A 15,771-nucleotide genomic window follows, 5' to 3' on the forward strand; every position below is an offset into this window, starting at 1 on the left:
AAACACAGTTGGAGCAACACATGACCACCGGTTTGCAGGTGATCTTCATCGAGGACGACGAACTCGTGCGCCGCGCGAGCGTGCAGAGCCTGCAACTCGCGGGCTTCGACGTGATCGGGCACGGCAGCGTCGAATCCGCCGCGCGCGCGATCGACGCGAGTTTCCCCGGCGTGATCGTGAGCGATATCCGCTTGCCCGGCGCGAGCGGCCTCGATCTGCTCGCGCAATGCCGCGAGCGTGCGCCCGAAGTGCCGGTAATTCTCGTCACCGGCCACGGCGACATCTCCATGGCCGTGCAGGCGATGCGCGACGGCGCCTACGACTTCATCGAAAAGCCGTTCGCGTCCGAGCGCCTGATCGAAGCGGTGCGCCGCGCGCTGGAGCGCCGCACGCTCGTGCTCGAGAACCAGGCGCTGCGGCGCGAGCTGGCGGGCGCGGGGCAGAGCCGCATCATCGGGCGCAGTCTCGCGATCGAGCAGGTGCGCCGGCTGATCGCGAACATCGCGCCGACGGATGCCTCCGTGCTCATCAACGGCGATACGGGCGCGGGCAAGGAACTCATCGCGCGCAGCCTGCACGACATGTCGCCGCGTCGCGACAAGCCGTTCATCGCGGTGAATTGCGGCGCGCTGCCGGAGCAGATGTTCGAATCGGAGATGTTCGGCTACGAGGCAGGCGCGTTTACGGGCGCGCAGAAGCGGCGTATCGGCAAGCTGGAACACGCGTCGGGCGGCACGCTCTTTCTCGATGAAATCGAGAGCATGCCGCTGTCATTGCAAGTGAAACTGCTGCGCGTATTGCAGGACGGCGTGCTGGAGCGGCTCGGCTCGAATCAGCCGGTGCGCGCGAATCTGCGCGTCGTCGCGGCGGCGAAGGGCGACATGAACGAACTCGTCGCCGATGGCACGTTCCGACGCGACTTGCTGTATCGGCTGAACGTGGTGACGATCACGCTGCCGCCGCTCAACGAGCGGCGCGAAGATATCGTGCCGCTCTTCGAGCATTTTCTGCTCGATGCGGCCGTGCGCTACGAGCGGCCCGCGCCGCTCATCACGGATCGTCAGCGCGCCGAACTGATGCAGCGCGACTGGCCGGGCAACGTGCGCGAGTTGCGCAACGCGGCGGATCGCATGGTGCTCGGCATTCTCGACGACAGCGGTGCGGCGGCGGCGCTCGACACATCGACGCAATCGCTCAAGGAACGCACCGAGCAGTTCGAGCGCGCGGTGATCGGGCAGGCGCTGGAGCAGTGCGGCGGCGCGGTCGCGGTGGCGGCGGATCGGCTGCAGCTCGGCAAGGCGACGCTGTACGAGAAGATCAAGCGATACGGAATCGTCGTGAAAGGCGATTCGTCCGAGCGATAAAAAAGCCCGCTGGTTGTCGCCAGCGGGCTGCGTGTTTGCGTAAAGGCGTTCAGGCCGAACCGAGCGCCTTGTCGAGCAGTTGATCCAGTTCCGCGAACGTCGGCTCGCCGACATAGCGCTTCAAAATCTTCCCGTTCTTGTCGATGACGAAGGTCGTCGGCGTCAGTTGCACGTTGCCGAACTGCTTGGCGGCGCTGCCGTCGTCCATCGCGACCTTGAACGGCAACTTGCGCGTCTGCGCGTAGTTGTTGACGTACATCGGCGCGTCGTAGTTCATCGCGACCGCGACGAACTCCAGGCCGCGGCCCTTGAATTTGTTGTACGTGTCGATCATCTGCGGCATTTCCTTCATGCATGTCTCGCAGCTCGTCGCCCAAAAATTGACGAGATAGACCTTGCCCTTCAGATCGCCCGACGTCGAAATCTTCTGTCCCGAAAGCAGCGTGAAGGTCGCGTCCGGCACTTTCTGCTGGCCGCCGAAGGCGAAATACCCGGTGCAGGCGATCACGCCCGCGACGAGCGCCATCACGATGTAACGCAGCGGACTCTTCGCGCGCGTGGATGTTTCTTGCGTGGCTTGGGACATGGGAACCTCGGATGGCGCTCCGGCGAACGGAACGGAGACTGCTGCGTATTTTAGCGCCAATTTCGGGATGCGTTCGTGACGCGCCGATAAGCCCGGCATCGCAGCGCGATAATGATGGTTTTCACGCAGCGATTCCTCATGAAACGAGTTTTCCCCGTGTTTCCTGTCCGTTTGCGGCGCGCGGCCGCGCGCTTTCTTCCGAATATTGCTTCCGCCAACAAGCTGATGTGCGCAACTGTCACATGCGGCGCATTGCTCGCGTGCACGCCCTCATACGACTGGCGCACCGTGACGAACAACGACGACGGCTACGAAGTGACGCTGCCCGCGAAGCCGCGTTCCGAGGAGCGCAAGATCGACATCGCAGGCCGGTCGATGACGATGCGCATGCAGACCGCAGAAGCCGGCGACGCCGTGTTCGCCGTCGGCACGGTCGTGCTGCCGAGCGCCGATCCGCAATTGCAGCGCGCGACACTCGATTTCCTCCAGCAAGGTCTCGCGCGCAACGTGAATGCGAAGCCCGAGGCGCGTGCGACGCAGATCGACCTCGCGGCGGGCGGACGCGTGTTGGGCAGCGAGATCGAGGTGAAGGGCGAAGGGGGGGAGAAGCGCGAGTCGCGGACGATTCACGCGCGCTTCGTGGCGCGCGGCGCGCACGTCTATCAACTGGCGATCGTGTCAGACAAGACGACGCCGACCGAGCAGGCCGAGCAGTTCTTTTCGTCCTTCAAACTGTTTTAGAGGAAGGCCTCGAATTCTGCAGGCACTAACTTAAGAAGTGTCTTAGTGTGTCGGAAATAGCCGAAGTTCCTTCAGAAGTTTACGCGCTAATTCTCGGATTCATATGGACTTTTTGCGCTATCCACAATGTCTGTGGATAACTTTGTGGAAAACAGTGTGTGGTAGCGCTCAAAAGCCCGACTCATGCGGTTTACGTTAGTTTGCCTTCGTTCGCGGCAAGTTAAATAATTCAATAAAATCAATGGTCTGTGAAATGTGGCCAAAACCGGGGTTTGATCAGACGAAGGACCGCCCCGGATCGCTTCAGTGTGCATAAGTCAAGTCTTGACAAGTAATTTTCCGCTTAGCATCGCGTGGACCACCCCGCGTCCGCGCTGGCTTCAGGCGATCGACAGCGCCCGGCGGTACTGAACGGCTTCCGCGACATGGGACGCGTCGGGCATATCGGCGCCGGCGAGATCCGCGATCGTCCGCACGACCTTCAGCACGCGGTAGTACGCGCGCGCGGACCAGCCGAAGCGCTCGCCCGCAGCGCGCAGCAAGGCTTCGCCGGCGGAATCGGGGCGGCAGACGGCGTCGGCTTCGCGGCCGTCGAGATCGCGGTTGATCTTGCCCTGACGCTGCGTCTGTATGTCGCGGGCCGCCGCGACCCGCGCCGCGACGACGGCGCTCGACTCGCCGCGCTCGGTGCCGCGCGCCGACAGTTCCGCGGGCGAGAGCGCCGGCAACTCGATCTGAATGTCGATGCGATCCATCAGCGGACCCGACAGCTTGCGCAGATAACGCGCGGCGACATCGGGCGAGCAGCGGCAGCGCGCGCTCGGGTCGCCGCGCCAGCCGCACGGACATGGATTCATCGCGGCGACGAGCTGGCAGGCCGCCGGAAATTCCGCCTGCTGTGCGGCGCGCGAAATCGTGATCTGGCCGACTTCGAGCGGCTCACGCAGGGTTTCCAGCACTTTTCGGTCGAATTCGGGCAGCTCGTCGAGAAACAGGACGCCGAGATGCGCGAGCGTGATCTCGCCTGGCTGCGGCGGATTGCGCCCGCCGACGAGCGCCGCCGCGCTCGCCGAATGATGCGGCGCGCGGAACGGCCGTCGCCGCCACTGCTCGGGCGTAAAGCCGAGCGAACTCGCCGAAAGGATCGCGGCGGAGGTGAGCGCTTCGTCGTCGTTCATCGGCGGGAGCAGGCCGGCCAGGCGCGCGGCGAGCATCGACTTGCCCGCGCCGGGCGGACCGACCATCAGCAGATGATGACCACCCGCAGCCGCCACTTCGAGCGCGCGGCGGGCGGCGGGATGGCCGATGACATCGGCGAGATCCGCGGACGGCGCGGCTGTCGAGGGAAGCGGAGCGGCTTGCACGGGTCGCAGACGGGCGCCGGGGACATCGTTCAGATGCGCGCAGAGCGTGGGCAAGTCCGCCGCGCCGAAGACCTCGATGCCCGGCACGAGCGCCGCTTCCGCCGCGCTTGCGAGCGGCACGTAGATTTCGGGGATTGGCGGGGCTGCATCGCGCATCGATGCATAGTGGCGCGCCGCGCCGCAGACCATTGCGAACGCGCCGCGCATCGGACGCAGCGCGCCGGTCAGCGAAAGCTCGCCCGCGAACTCGCGATGTTCGAGCGCTGCAGCCGGAATCTGTCCGCTCGCGGCCAGAATGCCGAGCGCGATCGGCAGATCGAAGCGGCCGCTTTCCTTCGGTAGATCGGCGGGTGCGAGATTGACGGTGATTCTGCGGACGGGGAAATCGAAGCCGCAGTTCTGCAGCGCGGCGCGCACGCGCTCGCGGCTTTCGCGGACTTCGAGATCGGGCAGACCGACGATGGAAAACGACGGCAACCCGTTGGCGAGATGGACTTCGACGACGACTTCGGGCGCGCGCCCAGGAGCGGGCGCGCGGCTGCGTACCACGGCAAGCGACATGATTTCACCTGAAACGGCGCATGGACCGCGCCGGCAATAAAACTAGAAACTCACGGCTCGCTAGCCGAGGTACGCGATAGGCAGTGCTGGCGCCTCAGTCCTGCGCGGCCGTATTTCCGCCCGCGAGACGCTGCTCCAGCTGCGCGACGCGCTTTTCGAGTTCTTCGAGACGAGCGCGCGTGCGGACGAGCACTTGCGTCTGCGTGTCGAATTCCTCGCGCGTCACGAGATCGAGCTTCGAAAAGCCTTGCGAGAGCATCGCCTTCATATTCCGTTCGACGTCTTTCGCGGGCGAATTCTTGAAGAGATCGCTCATCTTCTGCTGCAAATCGTTGAAAACGTCGTTGGGCTGCTTCATCGTTTCTCCCTTCTTGCACAAAAAAAGTGCATTCATTGTTAGGTCAGTGCCCCGAATTATCGAATGTTCGATATTGGTGCGCGCCGCCGAATGCGCGAACGCGCGTCGAAGCACCTTTGAGGCGCCGCGATTTTAGCGCCGCCGCGCGCTCGCGTTGTCCGCCCATGCCCCTTTTTGCGGGACCTCTGGACCACTCTAGCAATGAACCTACCCCGACGCCAGCACGCGCGGCCCGCGTTAGCCGTTCGGCCGACCCTTCGTGCGATTGTTTCGCGAAATCGCGCAAAGCCGCATGGATGCTCGCATGGCATACGAGTTGCATAAGTGGCGCGACCTTTTCTGCACGCTTCAATGGACGGCATCGAAGGATCAGCACACCACAGCGAGGGATACATGAAGCTCATTACCGCAATCATCAAGCCGTTCAAGCTGGACGAAGCGCGTGAAGCGCTCTCGGCCATCGGCGTCTCGGGCATCACCGTGACCGAGGTGAAAGGCTTTGGCCGACAGAAGGGGCACACCGAGCTGTATCGGGGCGCGGAGTACGTCGTCGACTTTCTGCCGAAAGTGAAGATCGAGGCGGCCGTCTCGGACGACATCGTCGATCAGGCGATCGAAGCCGTCGAACGCGCCGCACGCACGGGAAAAATCGGTGACGGAAAGATCTTCGTCACCTCAATCGAACAGGTGATCCGCATCCGCACCGGCGAGACCGGCGCCGACGCGCTCTAACAAGAAATTGGCGATAAGAGGAACCAGAAGAATGCGTAACTTTTTGATGTCACTGTTGGTGGCGGGCGCGCTGATCGGCGCGAATGTCGGCACCGCTCTCGCCCAGGATGCGTCCGCTCCGGCCGCAGCCTCGGCACCCGCTGCAAGCGCGCCCGAAAGCGCCAACACGGCGATGGCGTCGTCGGCTCAGGCGGCATCGGCGGCAGAAGCCGCATCCGCCGCGTCCGATGCCGCGCCGGCCGCACCGACCGAGCCGGTCATGGTCGATTCGTCGAAGATCAGCTCCGGCGACACCGCGTGGATGCTGACTTCGGTGGCGCTCGTGCTGTTCATGACGATTCCCGGCCTCGCGCTCTTCTACGCGGGCATGGTCCGCAAGAAGAACGTGCTCGCGACGGTCATGCAGAGCTTCGCGATCTGCTGTCTCGTGACGATCCTCTGGACGGTCGTCGGCTACAGCATCGCGTTCACGCCGGGCGGCTCGTTCCTCGGCGGCTTCTCGCGCGTGTTCCTGCACGGCATGGCCTACATCAAGGGCGACAAGGCGACGACGCTTACCGTCAGCCATCTGGCCGTGACGATCCCCGAGTCGGTCTATTTCGCATTCCAGCTGACGTTCGCGATCATCACGCCGGCGCTCATTACCGGCGCGTTCGCGGATCGCATGAAGTTCTCGGCGATGCTCGTGTTCATGGCGCTGTGGTCGCTGATCGTCTACTCGCCGATCGCGCACATGGTCTGGGAACCTACCGGCTGGCTCGCATCGGCTGGCGTGCTCGACTTCGCGGGCGGCACGGTGGTTCACATCAACGCCGGTATCGCGGGTCTGATGTGCTGTCTCGTGCTCGGCAAGCGCGTCGGCTATGGCCGCGAAGTGATGGCGCCGCACAACCTCGTGCTCTCGCTGATCGGCGCATCGATGCTGTGGGTGGGCTGGTTCGGCTTCAATGCGGGTTCGGCAGTGGCGGCTGACGGCCGTGCCGGTTTCGCGATGCTCACGACGCAGATCGCCACCGCGTTCGCCGCATTCGGCTGGATGTTCGCGGAGTGGATCACGAAGGGCAAGCCGTCGGTGCTCGGCATCATCTCGGGCGCGGTTGCGGGTCTGGTGGCGGTGACGCCGGCGTCGGGCTTCGTCGGCGTGACGGGCGCGATCGTGATCGGCATTGTCGCGGGCGTGGTCTGCTTCTGGTCGGCGACGTGGCTCAAGCACAAGTTCAACTACGACGACTCGCTCGACGCGTTCGGCGTGCACGGCGTGGGCGGGATCATCGGCGCGCTGCTGACGGGCGTGTTCGCGGTGAAGGACATCGGCGGCTTCGACGGCAGCGTGCTCGTGCAGGCGAAGGGCGTGCTCGTCACGCTCGTCTACAGCGGCGTCGTCAGCTTCGTTTTGCTGAAGATCATCGACATGACCATGGGCCTGCGCGTCACGGAAGAACAGGAACGCGAAGGTCTCGACGTCACGCTGCACGGCGAGCACGTCGAGTAAGTCTTACGCCGCAACCGGCGCGCCGCGAGAGCGCGTAGGCTGCGAGCAAGGAACGAGCGCAGCGACTTCGCCCGCCTTATGGCGGGCATTTTTTTTGGTGCGCCATTTCCGTCCGGGTTTCGTCGAAGGCGGCGCCCAAACCTATTGAAGCGACAGGCGGAAAAGTGCGTGGAAGCGGCGCGGCGCGGGCCGCAAAACCTTGTCAATTGGCGGTTGATACCCATTTAGGCAAAGCAATTGCTCTACAATCTTTTGTCTTCTTCCGCGAGTAATACATGGTTCCGCACCTTGTTACGGCGTTAAGTGGCCCGCTGCTCGATCTCGAGCGGAAAATCCTCGAGGCCATGCCCGCCATCGAGCGCTGGTTCCGGCTCGAATGGCAGGAGCACACGCCGCCGTTCTACTGTTCCGTCGATCTGCGCAACGCGGGGTTCAAGCTCGCGCCCGTCGACACCAATCTCTTTCCCGGCGGTTTCAACAATCTGCCGCAGGAAGTGTTGCCGCTCGCGGTGCAGGCAGCGATGGCGTCCATCGAAAAAATCTGCCCGGACGCGAAGAATCTGCTCGTCATTCCCGAGCGCCATACGCGCAACGCGTTCTATCTCGAGAACGTCGCGCGCCTCGCGCTCATCATGCGGCAAGCGGGGCTCAACATCCGCTTCGGCACGCTGGACGAGAATATCCACGGTCCTGTAACCATCGCGCTCGCCGATGGCCAGAAAATCGTGCTGGAGCCGCTCGAACGCACGCCGCGGCGCCTCGGCCTGAAGAACTTCGATCCCTGCTCGATCCTGCTCAACAACGATCTTTCGGCCGGCATTCCGCCCGTGCTGGAAAATCTGCACGAGCAGTATCTGCTGCCGCCGCTGCACGCCGGCTGGGCGGTGCGCCGCAAGTCGACCCATTTCTCCTGCTATGACGACGTCGCTAAGAAGTTCTCGAAGCTCGTCGAGATCGATCCGTGGATGGTGAATCCGTACTTCGCGCATGTGGAAGGCGTCGATTACGAAGCGCGCACGGGCGAACAAGCGCTCGCGGAAGCCATCGACGGCGTGCTCAAGAAGATCGCGAAGAAGTATCGCGACTACGGCATCAGCGAGCGTCCGTATGTCGTCATCAAGGCGGATGCCGGCACGTACGGAAAGGGCGTGATGACCGTCCACGACGCGAGCGAAGTCGCCGCGCTGACCAAGCGCGAACGCACGAAGATGAACGACGCCAAGGAAGGCCTGCAAGTTCACGACGTGATCGTGCAGGAAGGCGTGCATACGTTCGAGCGCGTGGAAAATGCGGTCGCGGAGCCGGTCGTGTACATGATCGACCGGTATGTCGTCGGCGGGTTTTACCGCGTGCACGATTCGCGCGAGCGCGATCAGAACCTCAACGCGCCGGGCATGCATTTCGTGCCGCTCGGCTTCGAGCACACGGCGTTGCCCGACACGCACGCGAAGCCCGGCGCCGCGCCGCCGAACCGCTTCTACATGTACGGCGTGGTGGCGCGGCTGGCGCTGCTGGCGGCATCGGTCGAGCTCGAAAAGACCGATCCTGAAGCCATTCAGGTGTGAGTTCGCGGCTTGCGGTAAGCTCGCAGGCCGCGCACCGAACTAGCAAATCGTCATGAACATCCTCTTTATCGCCGACCCGCTCGATCGCTTCAAGATCTACAAGGACACGACCTACGCGATGATGGCCGAAGCCGCGCGGCGCGGCCACGTGCTCTATGCGTGCGAGCCGCAGCATCTCGCGTGGACCGGAACGAAGGTCGAGGCGAGCGCGCGGCGCATCGCGATCGTCGGCGACGAGGCCAACAGTGACCGCTGGCCGTGGTATGCCGCCGAGCAGGCCGAGCATCTGCCGCTCACGCATTTCGACGCCGTGCTGATGCGCAAGGATCCGCCGTTCGATCTGGAATACGTGAACGCGACGTGGCTGCTGGAGATCGCCGAGCGCAACGGCGCGCGCATCTTCAACAAGCCGCAGGCGATCCGCGATCATTCCGAGAAGCTCGCCATCGCGGAATGGCCGCAGTTCGTCACGCCGACGCTCGTCACGCGCGATGCCGCGCGCCTGCGCGCTTTCCACGCCGAGCACGGCGACGTGATCCTGAAGCCGCTCGACGGCATGGGCGGCATGGGCGTGTTCCGCGTGAAGGCGGACGGGATGAATCTCGGCTCGATCGTCGAGATGTTGTCCGAGGACGGCGCGCGCACGGTGATGGCGCAAAAGTTCATCCCCGAAATCAAGGATGGCGACAAGCGCATTCTCGTCATCGGCGGTCAGCCGGTGCCGTATTCGCTGGCGCGCGTTCCGCAGGGCAGCGAAGTGCGCGGCAATCTCGCGGCGGGCGGGCTCGGGCGCGCGCAGCCGCTGTCGGCGCGCGATCGCGAAATCGCCGAGACGCTCGGGCCGGTGCTGCAGGCGCGCGGCCTGCTGCTCGCCGGGCTGGATGCGATCGGCGACTATCTCACCGAAGTCAACGTCACGAGTCCGACGTGCTTTCGCGAAATCATGGATCAGACCGGCTTCGACGTTGCGGGCATGTTTATCGACGCGCTCGAGCGCGCGGCGCACTGAGTCTGCCAGCCAACGAAACGCGCGCGGACAGCGCGCCAAACTCACCTCGGCGGGACTGTTAGAATTGACTTTCCCGCGCCCGCGTTTCTGGGGCGCGATCGCGTCTAAAAGTGCGCTTAAAGTTCGCTTAAGCATCGACGCGCAGGCTTGGGGTAATGAAGCTGGAAGGCGGTTGATTTCGTTGTAACGGCATCCACTTTAGAGTTGTGTTCCGCGCCGCTCGCGCGCTTTCGAGCGAACTCCGACGTATTTGTCCGATTTTTCGTCGTTGATTTGTCGCTGAGGCAATTTCCTGACATGGCTGGCATTCTGATCATCGCGCACGCACCTTTCGCCACCGCGCTACGCGAGTGCATCGCACATATTTACGGTGGCTTGCCGGCGCGCATCGGCGTCATCGACGTGATGCCCGACTGCGATCCGGTCGAAGTTCGCGCGTTCGCGCGCTCCGAAATCGATCGCCTGAAAGAAGAAAACGGCGCGATCGTGCTCACCGACGTGTTCGGCGCGACGCCCGCGAACATCGCGGCGAGCCTGCACGACACCGATGTGCGCGTGCTCGCCGGCTGCAATCTGCCGATGCTCGTGCGCGCCGTCTGCTACCGCGCGACGCCGCTCGACACGCTCGCCGAAAAGATTCTTCAGGGCGGCTCGAAGGGCATCCAGGAACTGGATTCGTCCACGCCGCTCAACCCCTGCGCCCTCGCGACGAAGGCCGCCGGCTCGCCCGATCCGGCATGCTCGGCGAGCGCCGATCTCATCAGCGCGAAGGCCGCCAGCCACTGACGCCGCTCATTTCATCCATCTAGCGCTTCGGAGCATCATGCTGCAACAAGAAACAACAATCGTGAACAAGCTGGGGCTCCACGCACGCGCTTCGGCCAAGCTCACACAACTGGCGGGCAATTTTCAATGCGAGATCTGGATGAGCCGCAACGGGCGCCGGATCAACGCGAAAAGCATCATGGGCGTGATGATGCTGGCGGCGGGCATCGGCAGCACGGTGACGATCGAAACCGAAGGCGCAGACGAAGCCGAAGCGATGCAAGCCATTCTCGCGCTCATCGCCGATAAATTCGGAGAAGGGCAGTAAGCGTTTCGCCGCAGTGTCCGTCAGTGAAAAGCCGCGCATCGACGCGGCTTTTTCGTATCCGCATCACGCTTTCGCGTAACGTCGTGCAACCGTTCCGGCCCTGTCGTCACCGGGTGTTCAGGGACTTGTGAGCACGATCGAACATATAATGGACGCGCGGTTTGTGCCCGTCGAGGGGGCGCCTGGCAGACCGCGACATTCAAAGAACTAGAGGAGGGCGCGTGTCCTTCACGCTGCATGGAATTCCCGTCTCGCGCGGCATCGCCATTGGGCGCGCGTATCTGATCGCGCCGGCGGCGCTCGACGTAGACCACTATCTGATCGAGCCGGATCAGATCGACGCGGAAATCGCCCGATTCCACGCGGCGCAGGCGGCCGTCCTCGCCGAACTCGAAGCGCTGCGCGAAGACCTTTCCGCCGATGCGCCGAGCGAAATGGGCGCGTTCATCAACGTCCATACGATGATCCTGAACGACGCCATGCTCGTGCAGGAAACCATCGACCTGATTCGCACGCGCCGCTACAACGTCGAGTGGGCGCTCACCGAGCAACTGGAAATCCTCGGCGGTTATTTCGACGAGATCGAAGACGAATATCTGCGCGAACGCAAGGCGGATGTCGAGCAGGTCGTCGAGCGTCTTTTGAAAGCGTTGGCCGGCGCGCCGACGGCCGCGTCGCTCGTCGTGCATACGGCCGCCAGCAACGGGCACAACGAAATGATCGTCGTCGCCCACGATATCGCGCCGGCGGACATGCTTCAGTTCAAGACGCAGGCGTTCAAGGGCTTCGTCACCGACCTCGGCGGCCGCACCTCGCATACGGCGATCGTCGCGCGCAGTCTCGGCATTCCGGCGTCCGTCGGCGTGCAGCAGGCGAGCGTGCTGATCCGCCAGAACGATCTCATCATCGTCGACGGCGATCATGGCATCGTGATCGTCGATCCGGCGCCGATCGTTCTCGAAGAGTATTCGTATCGTCAGAGCGAGAAACTGCTGGAACAGCGCAAGCTCCAGCGCCTGAAATTCTCGCCGACGCAGACGCTCTGCGGTACGAAGATCGAACTGTGCGCGAACATCGAATTGCCGGAAGACGCGCAAGTCGCCGTCGAAGCGGGCGCGATGGGCGTCGGCCTGTTCCGCACCGAATTCCTCTTCATGAATCACAAGGACCAGTTGCCGGAGGAAGAGGAGCAGTTCGAGGCATACAAGCGCGCCGTCGAGTTGATGAACGGCAAGCCGGTGACGATCCGCACGATCGATGTCGGCGCGGACAAGCCGCTCGATTCCATGACCGGAAGCGATGGCTACGAAACCGCGCCGAATCCCGCGCTGGGCTTGCGCGCGATCCGCTGGAGCCTGTCCGAGCCGCAGATGTTCATCACGCAACTGCGCGCCATTCTGCGGGCGTCGGCGTTCGGGCCGACCAAGATTCTCATTCCGATGCTCGCGCACGCACAGGAAATCGACCAGACGCTCGATCTGATCCGCGAGGCGAAGCGTCAACTCGACGACGAAGGCGTGGCGTACGACCGTCAGGTTCAGGTCGGCGCGATGATCGAGATTCCGGCGGCAGCCATCGCCGTGCGGCTGTTCCTGAGCCGGCTCGATTTTCTGTCGATCGGCACGAACGATCTGATCCAGTACACGCTCGCGATCGATCGCGCCGATAACAGCGTCGCGCATCTTTACGATCCGCTGCATCCGGCGGTGCTGAACCTGATCGCGTTCACGTTGCGCGAGGCGAAGCGCGCGGGCGTGCCGGTGTCGGTGTGCGGGGAAATGGCGGGCGATCCCGCCGTCACGCGTCTGTTACTCGGCCTCGGGCTCACCGAGTTTTCGATGCATCCGAGCCAGTTGCTGATCGTGAAGCAGGAAATTCTGCGCTCGAACCTGAAGGCGCTGGAAAAGCCGGTCGCGGATGTGCTTGCGGCCTACGAACCCGCTGAATTGCAGGCCGCGCTCACGGCGTTGCAGAAGGTCTAGGCCAAGCCGTGATCCGCAATCAGTCGATCCACCCGAGCGATGACCTGCTCGGGTGAGATCGCCGAAGTGCATCGAAAGCGGCTGGGCTTGCCGCGCCGGCGCGGACACCACAGAAAATCGCGGTTGTCGAAGTCGCACGTCGTGTCGTTGAAGCAACTATTGCATGCGTGGAAATTGATCACGCGATACGGCGTGCGGAACTCCGTGTGCGGGGGATTCGCGGAAGCGACGGCCGCGCGAACGCGCTTTGCGTGAGCCCGCGTTGCGCGCTCGCCGGCGAAGTGATGGTGCTCAAAGAACGATCCGCCCTGCGATTGAAGAATCGATGAGCTTAAGCGGACCGTCCGGTCGACGGCGTAAGACGCGACCGATTTAGCGCGCTGCTTCGCGGCTTCCGGTGTTTCCGCAGACAGCGCAATCCGGCTGCCGCGCGATTCGCATCGTGTTCCATTCCATGCGCAGCGAGTCGAGCATCATCAGCCGGCCCGCGAGCGTCTCGCCGAAACCGCCGATCACGCGCAGCGCCTCCGCCGCCTGCATCGCACCGATGATGCCGACCGTCGGCGCGAACACGCCCATCGTCGAACACGCGACTTCCTCGAACGGCTGATCCGGCGGGAACACGCACGCGTAGCAGGGCGAATCGGGTGCGCGGAAGTCGAAGGTGCTGATCTGCCCGTCGAAACGCAGCGCCGCGCCCGACACGAGCGGCACGCGATGCGTGACGCAGGCCGCGTTGATCGCGTGACGCGTCGCGAAGTTGTCACTGCAATCGAGCACCACGGTTTTACCGGGCATGTTGATGTCGAGCCACGCGGCGTCGGCGCGCGCGTTCACCGCGATGACGTCGATGTCCGGATTCAGCGCGCTCAACGTCTCGCGTGCCGATTCCACCTTGGGCGCTCCGACCGATCGCGTCATGTGCACGATCTGCCGCTGGAGATTCGTGAGATCGACAGTATCGGCATCGACGAGCGTGATTTTTCCGACACCTGACGCCGCGAGATACATCGCCGCGGGCGCGCCGAGTCCGCCCGCGCCGATGATGACGGCGTGCGCGTCGAGAAAGCGCTGCTGCGCCTCGATGCCGATTTCATCGACGAGGATGTGGCGGGAATAGCGAAGGAGTTGGTCGTCGTTCATCGCGGAAAGAATCGGCTTGCTCGAACGAAGCATTCTAAGCGCGAAAAGAAGAAAGGCTTCGCAACGTTACGCTGCGAAGCCTTTGCGGGGACTACGGAAAAGTTACTTCGACTGCTGCGCGGTAGGCGCCGATGCCGGCTGCGCGCCCGACGCCGGCGCGGAACCCGGCGTGGCCGGCAGCGCAGGCGGTGCAACCACCGGAGCGGACGCCGAACGTGCCGGCTTGTTCTGCGCGAGCTTGCGTTCGCTGTACGACTTGGACTCCACGACCTGCTTGCCTTCCAGCTTGTTCAGACCTTGCTGGAGCATGAAGTCGTCCGCGCTGCCGAACTCGACCGGCTTGCGCTCGCGGTCCTTGCGGCGCTGCTCGGGCGTCTTCTTGTCGTTCTGCTCTTCGAGAATGCGCAGTTGCTCCAGACGATCCGCCTCGCGCTGCTCCTGTTCCTTCTTCTCGTTCGGATCCTGCGTGTTCGCGAGGTGGTTCGAGTAATCGACTTCGCGCGTGACGAGCGCGTCGTCCGGATCGCCGTCCGCGTATTGATCGACCGGCACGTCGGGGCGCACGCCCTGATTCTGGATCGACTTGCCGCTCGGCGTGTAGTAATAGGCCGTCGTCAGGCGCAGGGCGCTGTCGGCGGTCATCGGACGCACGGTCTGCACCGAGCCCTTGCCGAACGTGGTCTTGCCGACGATCAGCGCGCGATGATGATCCTGCAGCGCACCCGCGACGATCTCGGAGGCCGACGCCGAATACGCGTTGGTCAGCACGACCATCGGCACCTTCTTGAAGATTTCCGGCACGCTCTTCAGCGGATCGGAATCGAAGGACGGCAGGCGATAGTTGTCGTAGGTGTCGCGGAACGTCTGCTTCGCGTCCGCGATCTGGCCGTTGGTCGACACGACGACGGCGTTATCCGGCAGGAACGCGCCCGCGACGCCGACCGCGCTTTGCAGCAAGCCGCCGCCGTTGTTGCGCAGATCGAGCACGAGGCCCTTCAGATTCGGTTGCTGGCGCGCGAGATCCTGCAGCTTCGACGCGAGATCCGGCACCGTGCGCTCCTGGAAGCTCGTGATGCGGATGTAGCCGTAGCCCGGCTCCGGCACCTTCATCTTCACCGACTGCACGCGGATCACGGCGCGCGTCACGGTGAGCGGGAACGTGCGGTCGTCGCTCTTGCGGAAGATCGTGAGCGTGACCTTCGTGCCCGGCTCGCCGCGCATCTGCTTCACGGCTTTATCCAGCGTCATGCCGCGCACCGGCTTGTCGTTGATGCGCGTGATGAGGTCGCCCGGACGAATACCGGCGCGGAACGCTGGCGTGTCTTCGATCGGCGAAATGACCTTGATGAGGCCGTCTTCCGAAGAAATCTCGATGCCGAGGCCCGCGAATCGGCCCTTGGTCTGTTCCTGCAGTTCTTCGTAATCGGTCTTGTCGAGATAGGACGAGTGCGGGTCGAGGCTCGACACCATGCCCTTGATGGCGGCGGTGAGGAGCTTTTTGTCGTCGACCGGTTCGACGTATTCGTGCTTGATCTGACCGAAAACTTCGGCGAAAAGCCGCAATTGTTCGAGCGGCAGAGGCGAGGAAGCAGCTTGCTGTGCGGATGCGGAGATCTGCAGGGTGGCGAGTGCGCCGGCAGCAACGCCAACGGCTACCAGGCCGAAGTTTTTCAGGTTCTTTCGCATAGAGAGTGCGGTCGGAATCGGATGGGCTGCATCGTTGGTGACGGGCCAGTATACCCGCTCGCCTTGATTGGCGACTTAAACGCAACTTAAATGCC

14 protein-coding genes are annotated in these 15,771 nt (G+C 63.5%); 9 read left to right on the forward strand and 5 right to left on the reverse strand.

Going from position 1 to position 15,771, the window contains the following annotated elements; all coding sequences use genetic code 11:
• The first annotated feature begins 20 nt into the window (after positions 1-20).
• Positions 21-1,364, forward strand: a complete 1,344-nt coding sequence (locus tag BG60_RS04410) for a sigma-54-dependent transcriptional regulator (protein WP_008351801.1) — start codon at positions 21-23, stop codon at positions 1,362-1,364.
• Positions 1,365-1,413: 49 nt separating this feature from the next.
• On the opposite strand, the gene BG60_RS04415 is transcribed toward BG60_RS04410, so the two are convergent.
• Positions 1,414-1,950: a peroxiredoxin family protein gene (locus tag BG60_RS04415; RefSeq protein WP_008351800.1), complete on the reverse strand. Its 537-nt coding sequence runs from the start codon at positions 1,948-1,950 to the stop codon at positions 1,414-1,416.
• A 138-nt stretch (positions 1,951-2,088) separates the two neighbouring features.
• On the opposite strand from BG60_RS04415, the gene BG60_RS04420 reads away from it, so the two are divergent.
• On the forward strand, positions 2,089-2,691 hold the full coding sequence (locus BG60_RS04420; RefSeq protein WP_034470777.1) for a hypothetical protein: 603 nt from the start codon (positions 2,089-2,091) through the stop codon (positions 2,689-2,691).
• Positions 2,692-3,071: 380 nt separating this feature from the next.
• Here BG60_RS04420 and BG60_RS04425 read toward each other — a convergent pair whose 3' ends face one another.
• Positions 3,072-4,616: a YifB family Mg chelatase-like AAA ATPase gene (locus tag BG60_RS04425; RefSeq protein WP_034470488.1), complete on the reverse strand. Its 1,545-nt coding sequence runs from the start codon at positions 4,614-4,616 to the stop codon at positions 3,072-3,074.
• Between the two features lie 94 nt (positions 4,617-4,710).
• Positions 4,711-4,974 (reverse strand): accessory factor UbiK family protein, encoded by a 264-nt coding sequence (locus BG60_RS04430; RefSeq protein ID WP_008351796.1) that lies wholly within the window; start codon positions 4,972-4,974, stop codon positions 4,711-4,713.
• A gap of 393 nt (positions 4,975-5,367) precedes the next feature.
• Between BG60_RS04430 and BG60_RS04435 the strand changes: the two genes are divergently transcribed.
• The 7 genes from BG60_RS04435 (at position 5,368) to ptsP (ending at position 12,847) form a co-directional block, all read left to right on the forward strand.
• Positions 5,368-5,706 carry a P-II family nitrogen regulator gene (locus BG60_RS04435; RefSeq protein ID WP_008351794.1) on the forward strand — a complete coding sequence of 113 codons (339 nt, stop codon included), beginning with the start codon at positions 5,368-5,370 and terminating at the stop codon, positions 5,704-5,706.
• 31 nt (positions 5,707-5,737) lie between these two features.
• Complete coding sequence (locus tag BG60_RS04440) at positions 5,738-7,198, forward strand: ammonium transporter (RefSeq protein ID WP_034470490.1); 1,461 nt, start codon at positions 5,738-5,740, stop codon at positions 7,196-7,198.
• 275 nt (positions 7,199-7,473) lie between these two features.
• Positions 7,474-8,763 (forward strand): glutamate--cysteine ligase, encoded by a 1,290-nt coding sequence (gene gshA, locus BG60_RS04445; RefSeq protein ID WP_034470493.1) that lies wholly within the window; start codon positions 7,474-7,476, stop codon positions 8,761-8,763.
• Between the two features lie 52 nt (positions 8,764-8,815).
• Complete coding sequence (gene gshB / locus BG60_RS04450) at positions 8,816-9,772, forward strand: glutathione synthase (protein ID WP_008351790.1); 957 nt, start codon at positions 8,816-8,818, stop codon at positions 9,770-9,772.
• 297 nt (positions 9,773-10,069) lie between these two features.
• Positions 10,070-10,558, forward strand: a complete 489-nt coding sequence (locus BG60_RS04455; protein WP_008351788.1) for a PTS sugar transporter subunit IIA — start codon at positions 10,070-10,072, stop codon at positions 10,556-10,558.
• A 37-nt stretch (positions 10,559-10,595) separates the two neighbouring features.
• Entirely contained in the window at positions 10,596-10,865 is a 270-nt protein-coding gene (locus tag BG60_RS04460; protein WP_008351787.1) for an HPr family phosphocarrier protein, read from the forward strand.
• A 221-nt stretch (positions 10,866-11,086) separates the two neighbouring features.
• Complete coding sequence (ptsP, locus tag BG60_RS04465; RefSeq protein ID WP_008351786.1) at positions 11,087-12,847, forward strand: phosphoenolpyruvate--protein phosphotransferase; 1,761 nt, start codon at positions 11,087-11,089, stop codon at positions 12,845-12,847.
• 372 nt (positions 12,848-13,219) lie between these two features.
• Here ptsP and BG60_RS04475 read toward each other — a convergent pair whose 3' ends face one another.
• Together BG60_RS04475 and BG60_RS04480 are read right to left on the reverse strand one after the other, a co-directional pair.
• Positions 13,220-13,990: a HesA/MoeB/ThiF family protein gene (locus BG60_RS04475; RefSeq protein WP_034470779.1), complete on the reverse strand. Its 771-nt coding sequence runs from the start codon at positions 13,988-13,990 to the stop codon at positions 13,220-13,222.
• Between the two features lie 102 nt (positions 13,991-14,092).
• Positions 14,093-15,676 carry a S41 family peptidase gene (locus BG60_RS04480; RefSeq protein ID WP_008351783.1) on the reverse strand — a complete coding sequence of 528 codons (1,584 nt, stop codon included), beginning with the start codon at positions 15,674-15,676 and terminating at the stop codon, positions 14,093-14,095.
• Between the last annotated feature and the right edge of the window lie 95 nt (positions 15,677-15,771).

This window comes from Caballeronia zhejiangensis, from assembly GCF_000698575.1.
GTDB classification, from domain to species: domain Bacteria; phylum Pseudomonadota; class Gammaproteobacteria; order Burkholderiales; family Burkholderiaceae; genus Caballeronia; species Caballeronia zhejiangensis.

Coding starts and splice junctions, on each gene's coding strand:
- BG60_RS04410 (WP_008351801.1), top strand. CDS start 21: ATGACCACCGGTTTGCAGGTGATCTTCATCGAGGACGACGAACTCGTG.
- BG60_RS04415 (WP_008351800.1), bottom strand. CDS start 1,950: ATGTCCCAAGCCACGCAAGAAACATCCACGCGCGCGAAGAGTCCGCTG.
- BG60_RS04420 (WP_034470777.1), top strand. CDS start 2,089: ATGAAACGAGTTTTCCCCGTGTTTCCTGTCCGTTTGCGGCGCGCGGCC.
- BG60_RS04425 (WP_034470488.1), bottom strand. CDS start 4,616: ATGTCGCTTGCCGTGGTACGCAGCCGCGCGCCCGCTCCTGGGCGCGCG.
- BG60_RS04430 (WP_008351796.1), bottom strand. CDS start 4,974: ATGAAGCAGCCCAACGACGTTTTCAACGATTTGCAGCAGAAGATGAGC.
- BG60_RS04435 (WP_008351794.1), top strand. CDS start 5,368: ATGAAGCTCATTACCGCAATCATCAAGCCGTTCAAGCTGGACGAAGCG.
- BG60_RS04440 (WP_034470490.1), top strand. CDS start 5,738: ATGCGTAACTTTTTGATGTCACTGTTGGTGGCGGGCGCGCTGATCGGC.
- gshA (WP_034470493.1), top strand. CDS start 7,474: ATGGTTCCGCACCTTGTTACGGCGTTAAGTGGCCCGCTGCTCGATCTC.
- gshB (WP_008351790.1), top strand. CDS start 8,816: ATGAACATCCTCTTTATCGCCGACCCGCTCGATCGCTTCAAGATCTAC.
- BG60_RS04455 (WP_008351788.1), top strand. CDS start 10,070: ATGGCTGGCATTCTGATCATCGCGCACGCACCTTTCGCCACCGCGCTA.
- BG60_RS04460 (WP_008351787.1), top strand. CDS start 10,596: ATGCTGCAACAAGAAACAACAATCGTGAACAAGCTGGGGCTCCACGCA.
- BG60_RS04475 (WP_034470779.1), bottom strand. CDS start 13,990: ATGAACGACGACCAACTCCTTCGCTATTCCCGCCACATCCTCGTCGAT.
- BG60_RS04480 (WP_008351783.1), bottom strand. CDS start 15,676: ATGCGAAAGAACCTGAAAAACTTCGGCCTGGTAGCCGTTGGCGTTGCT.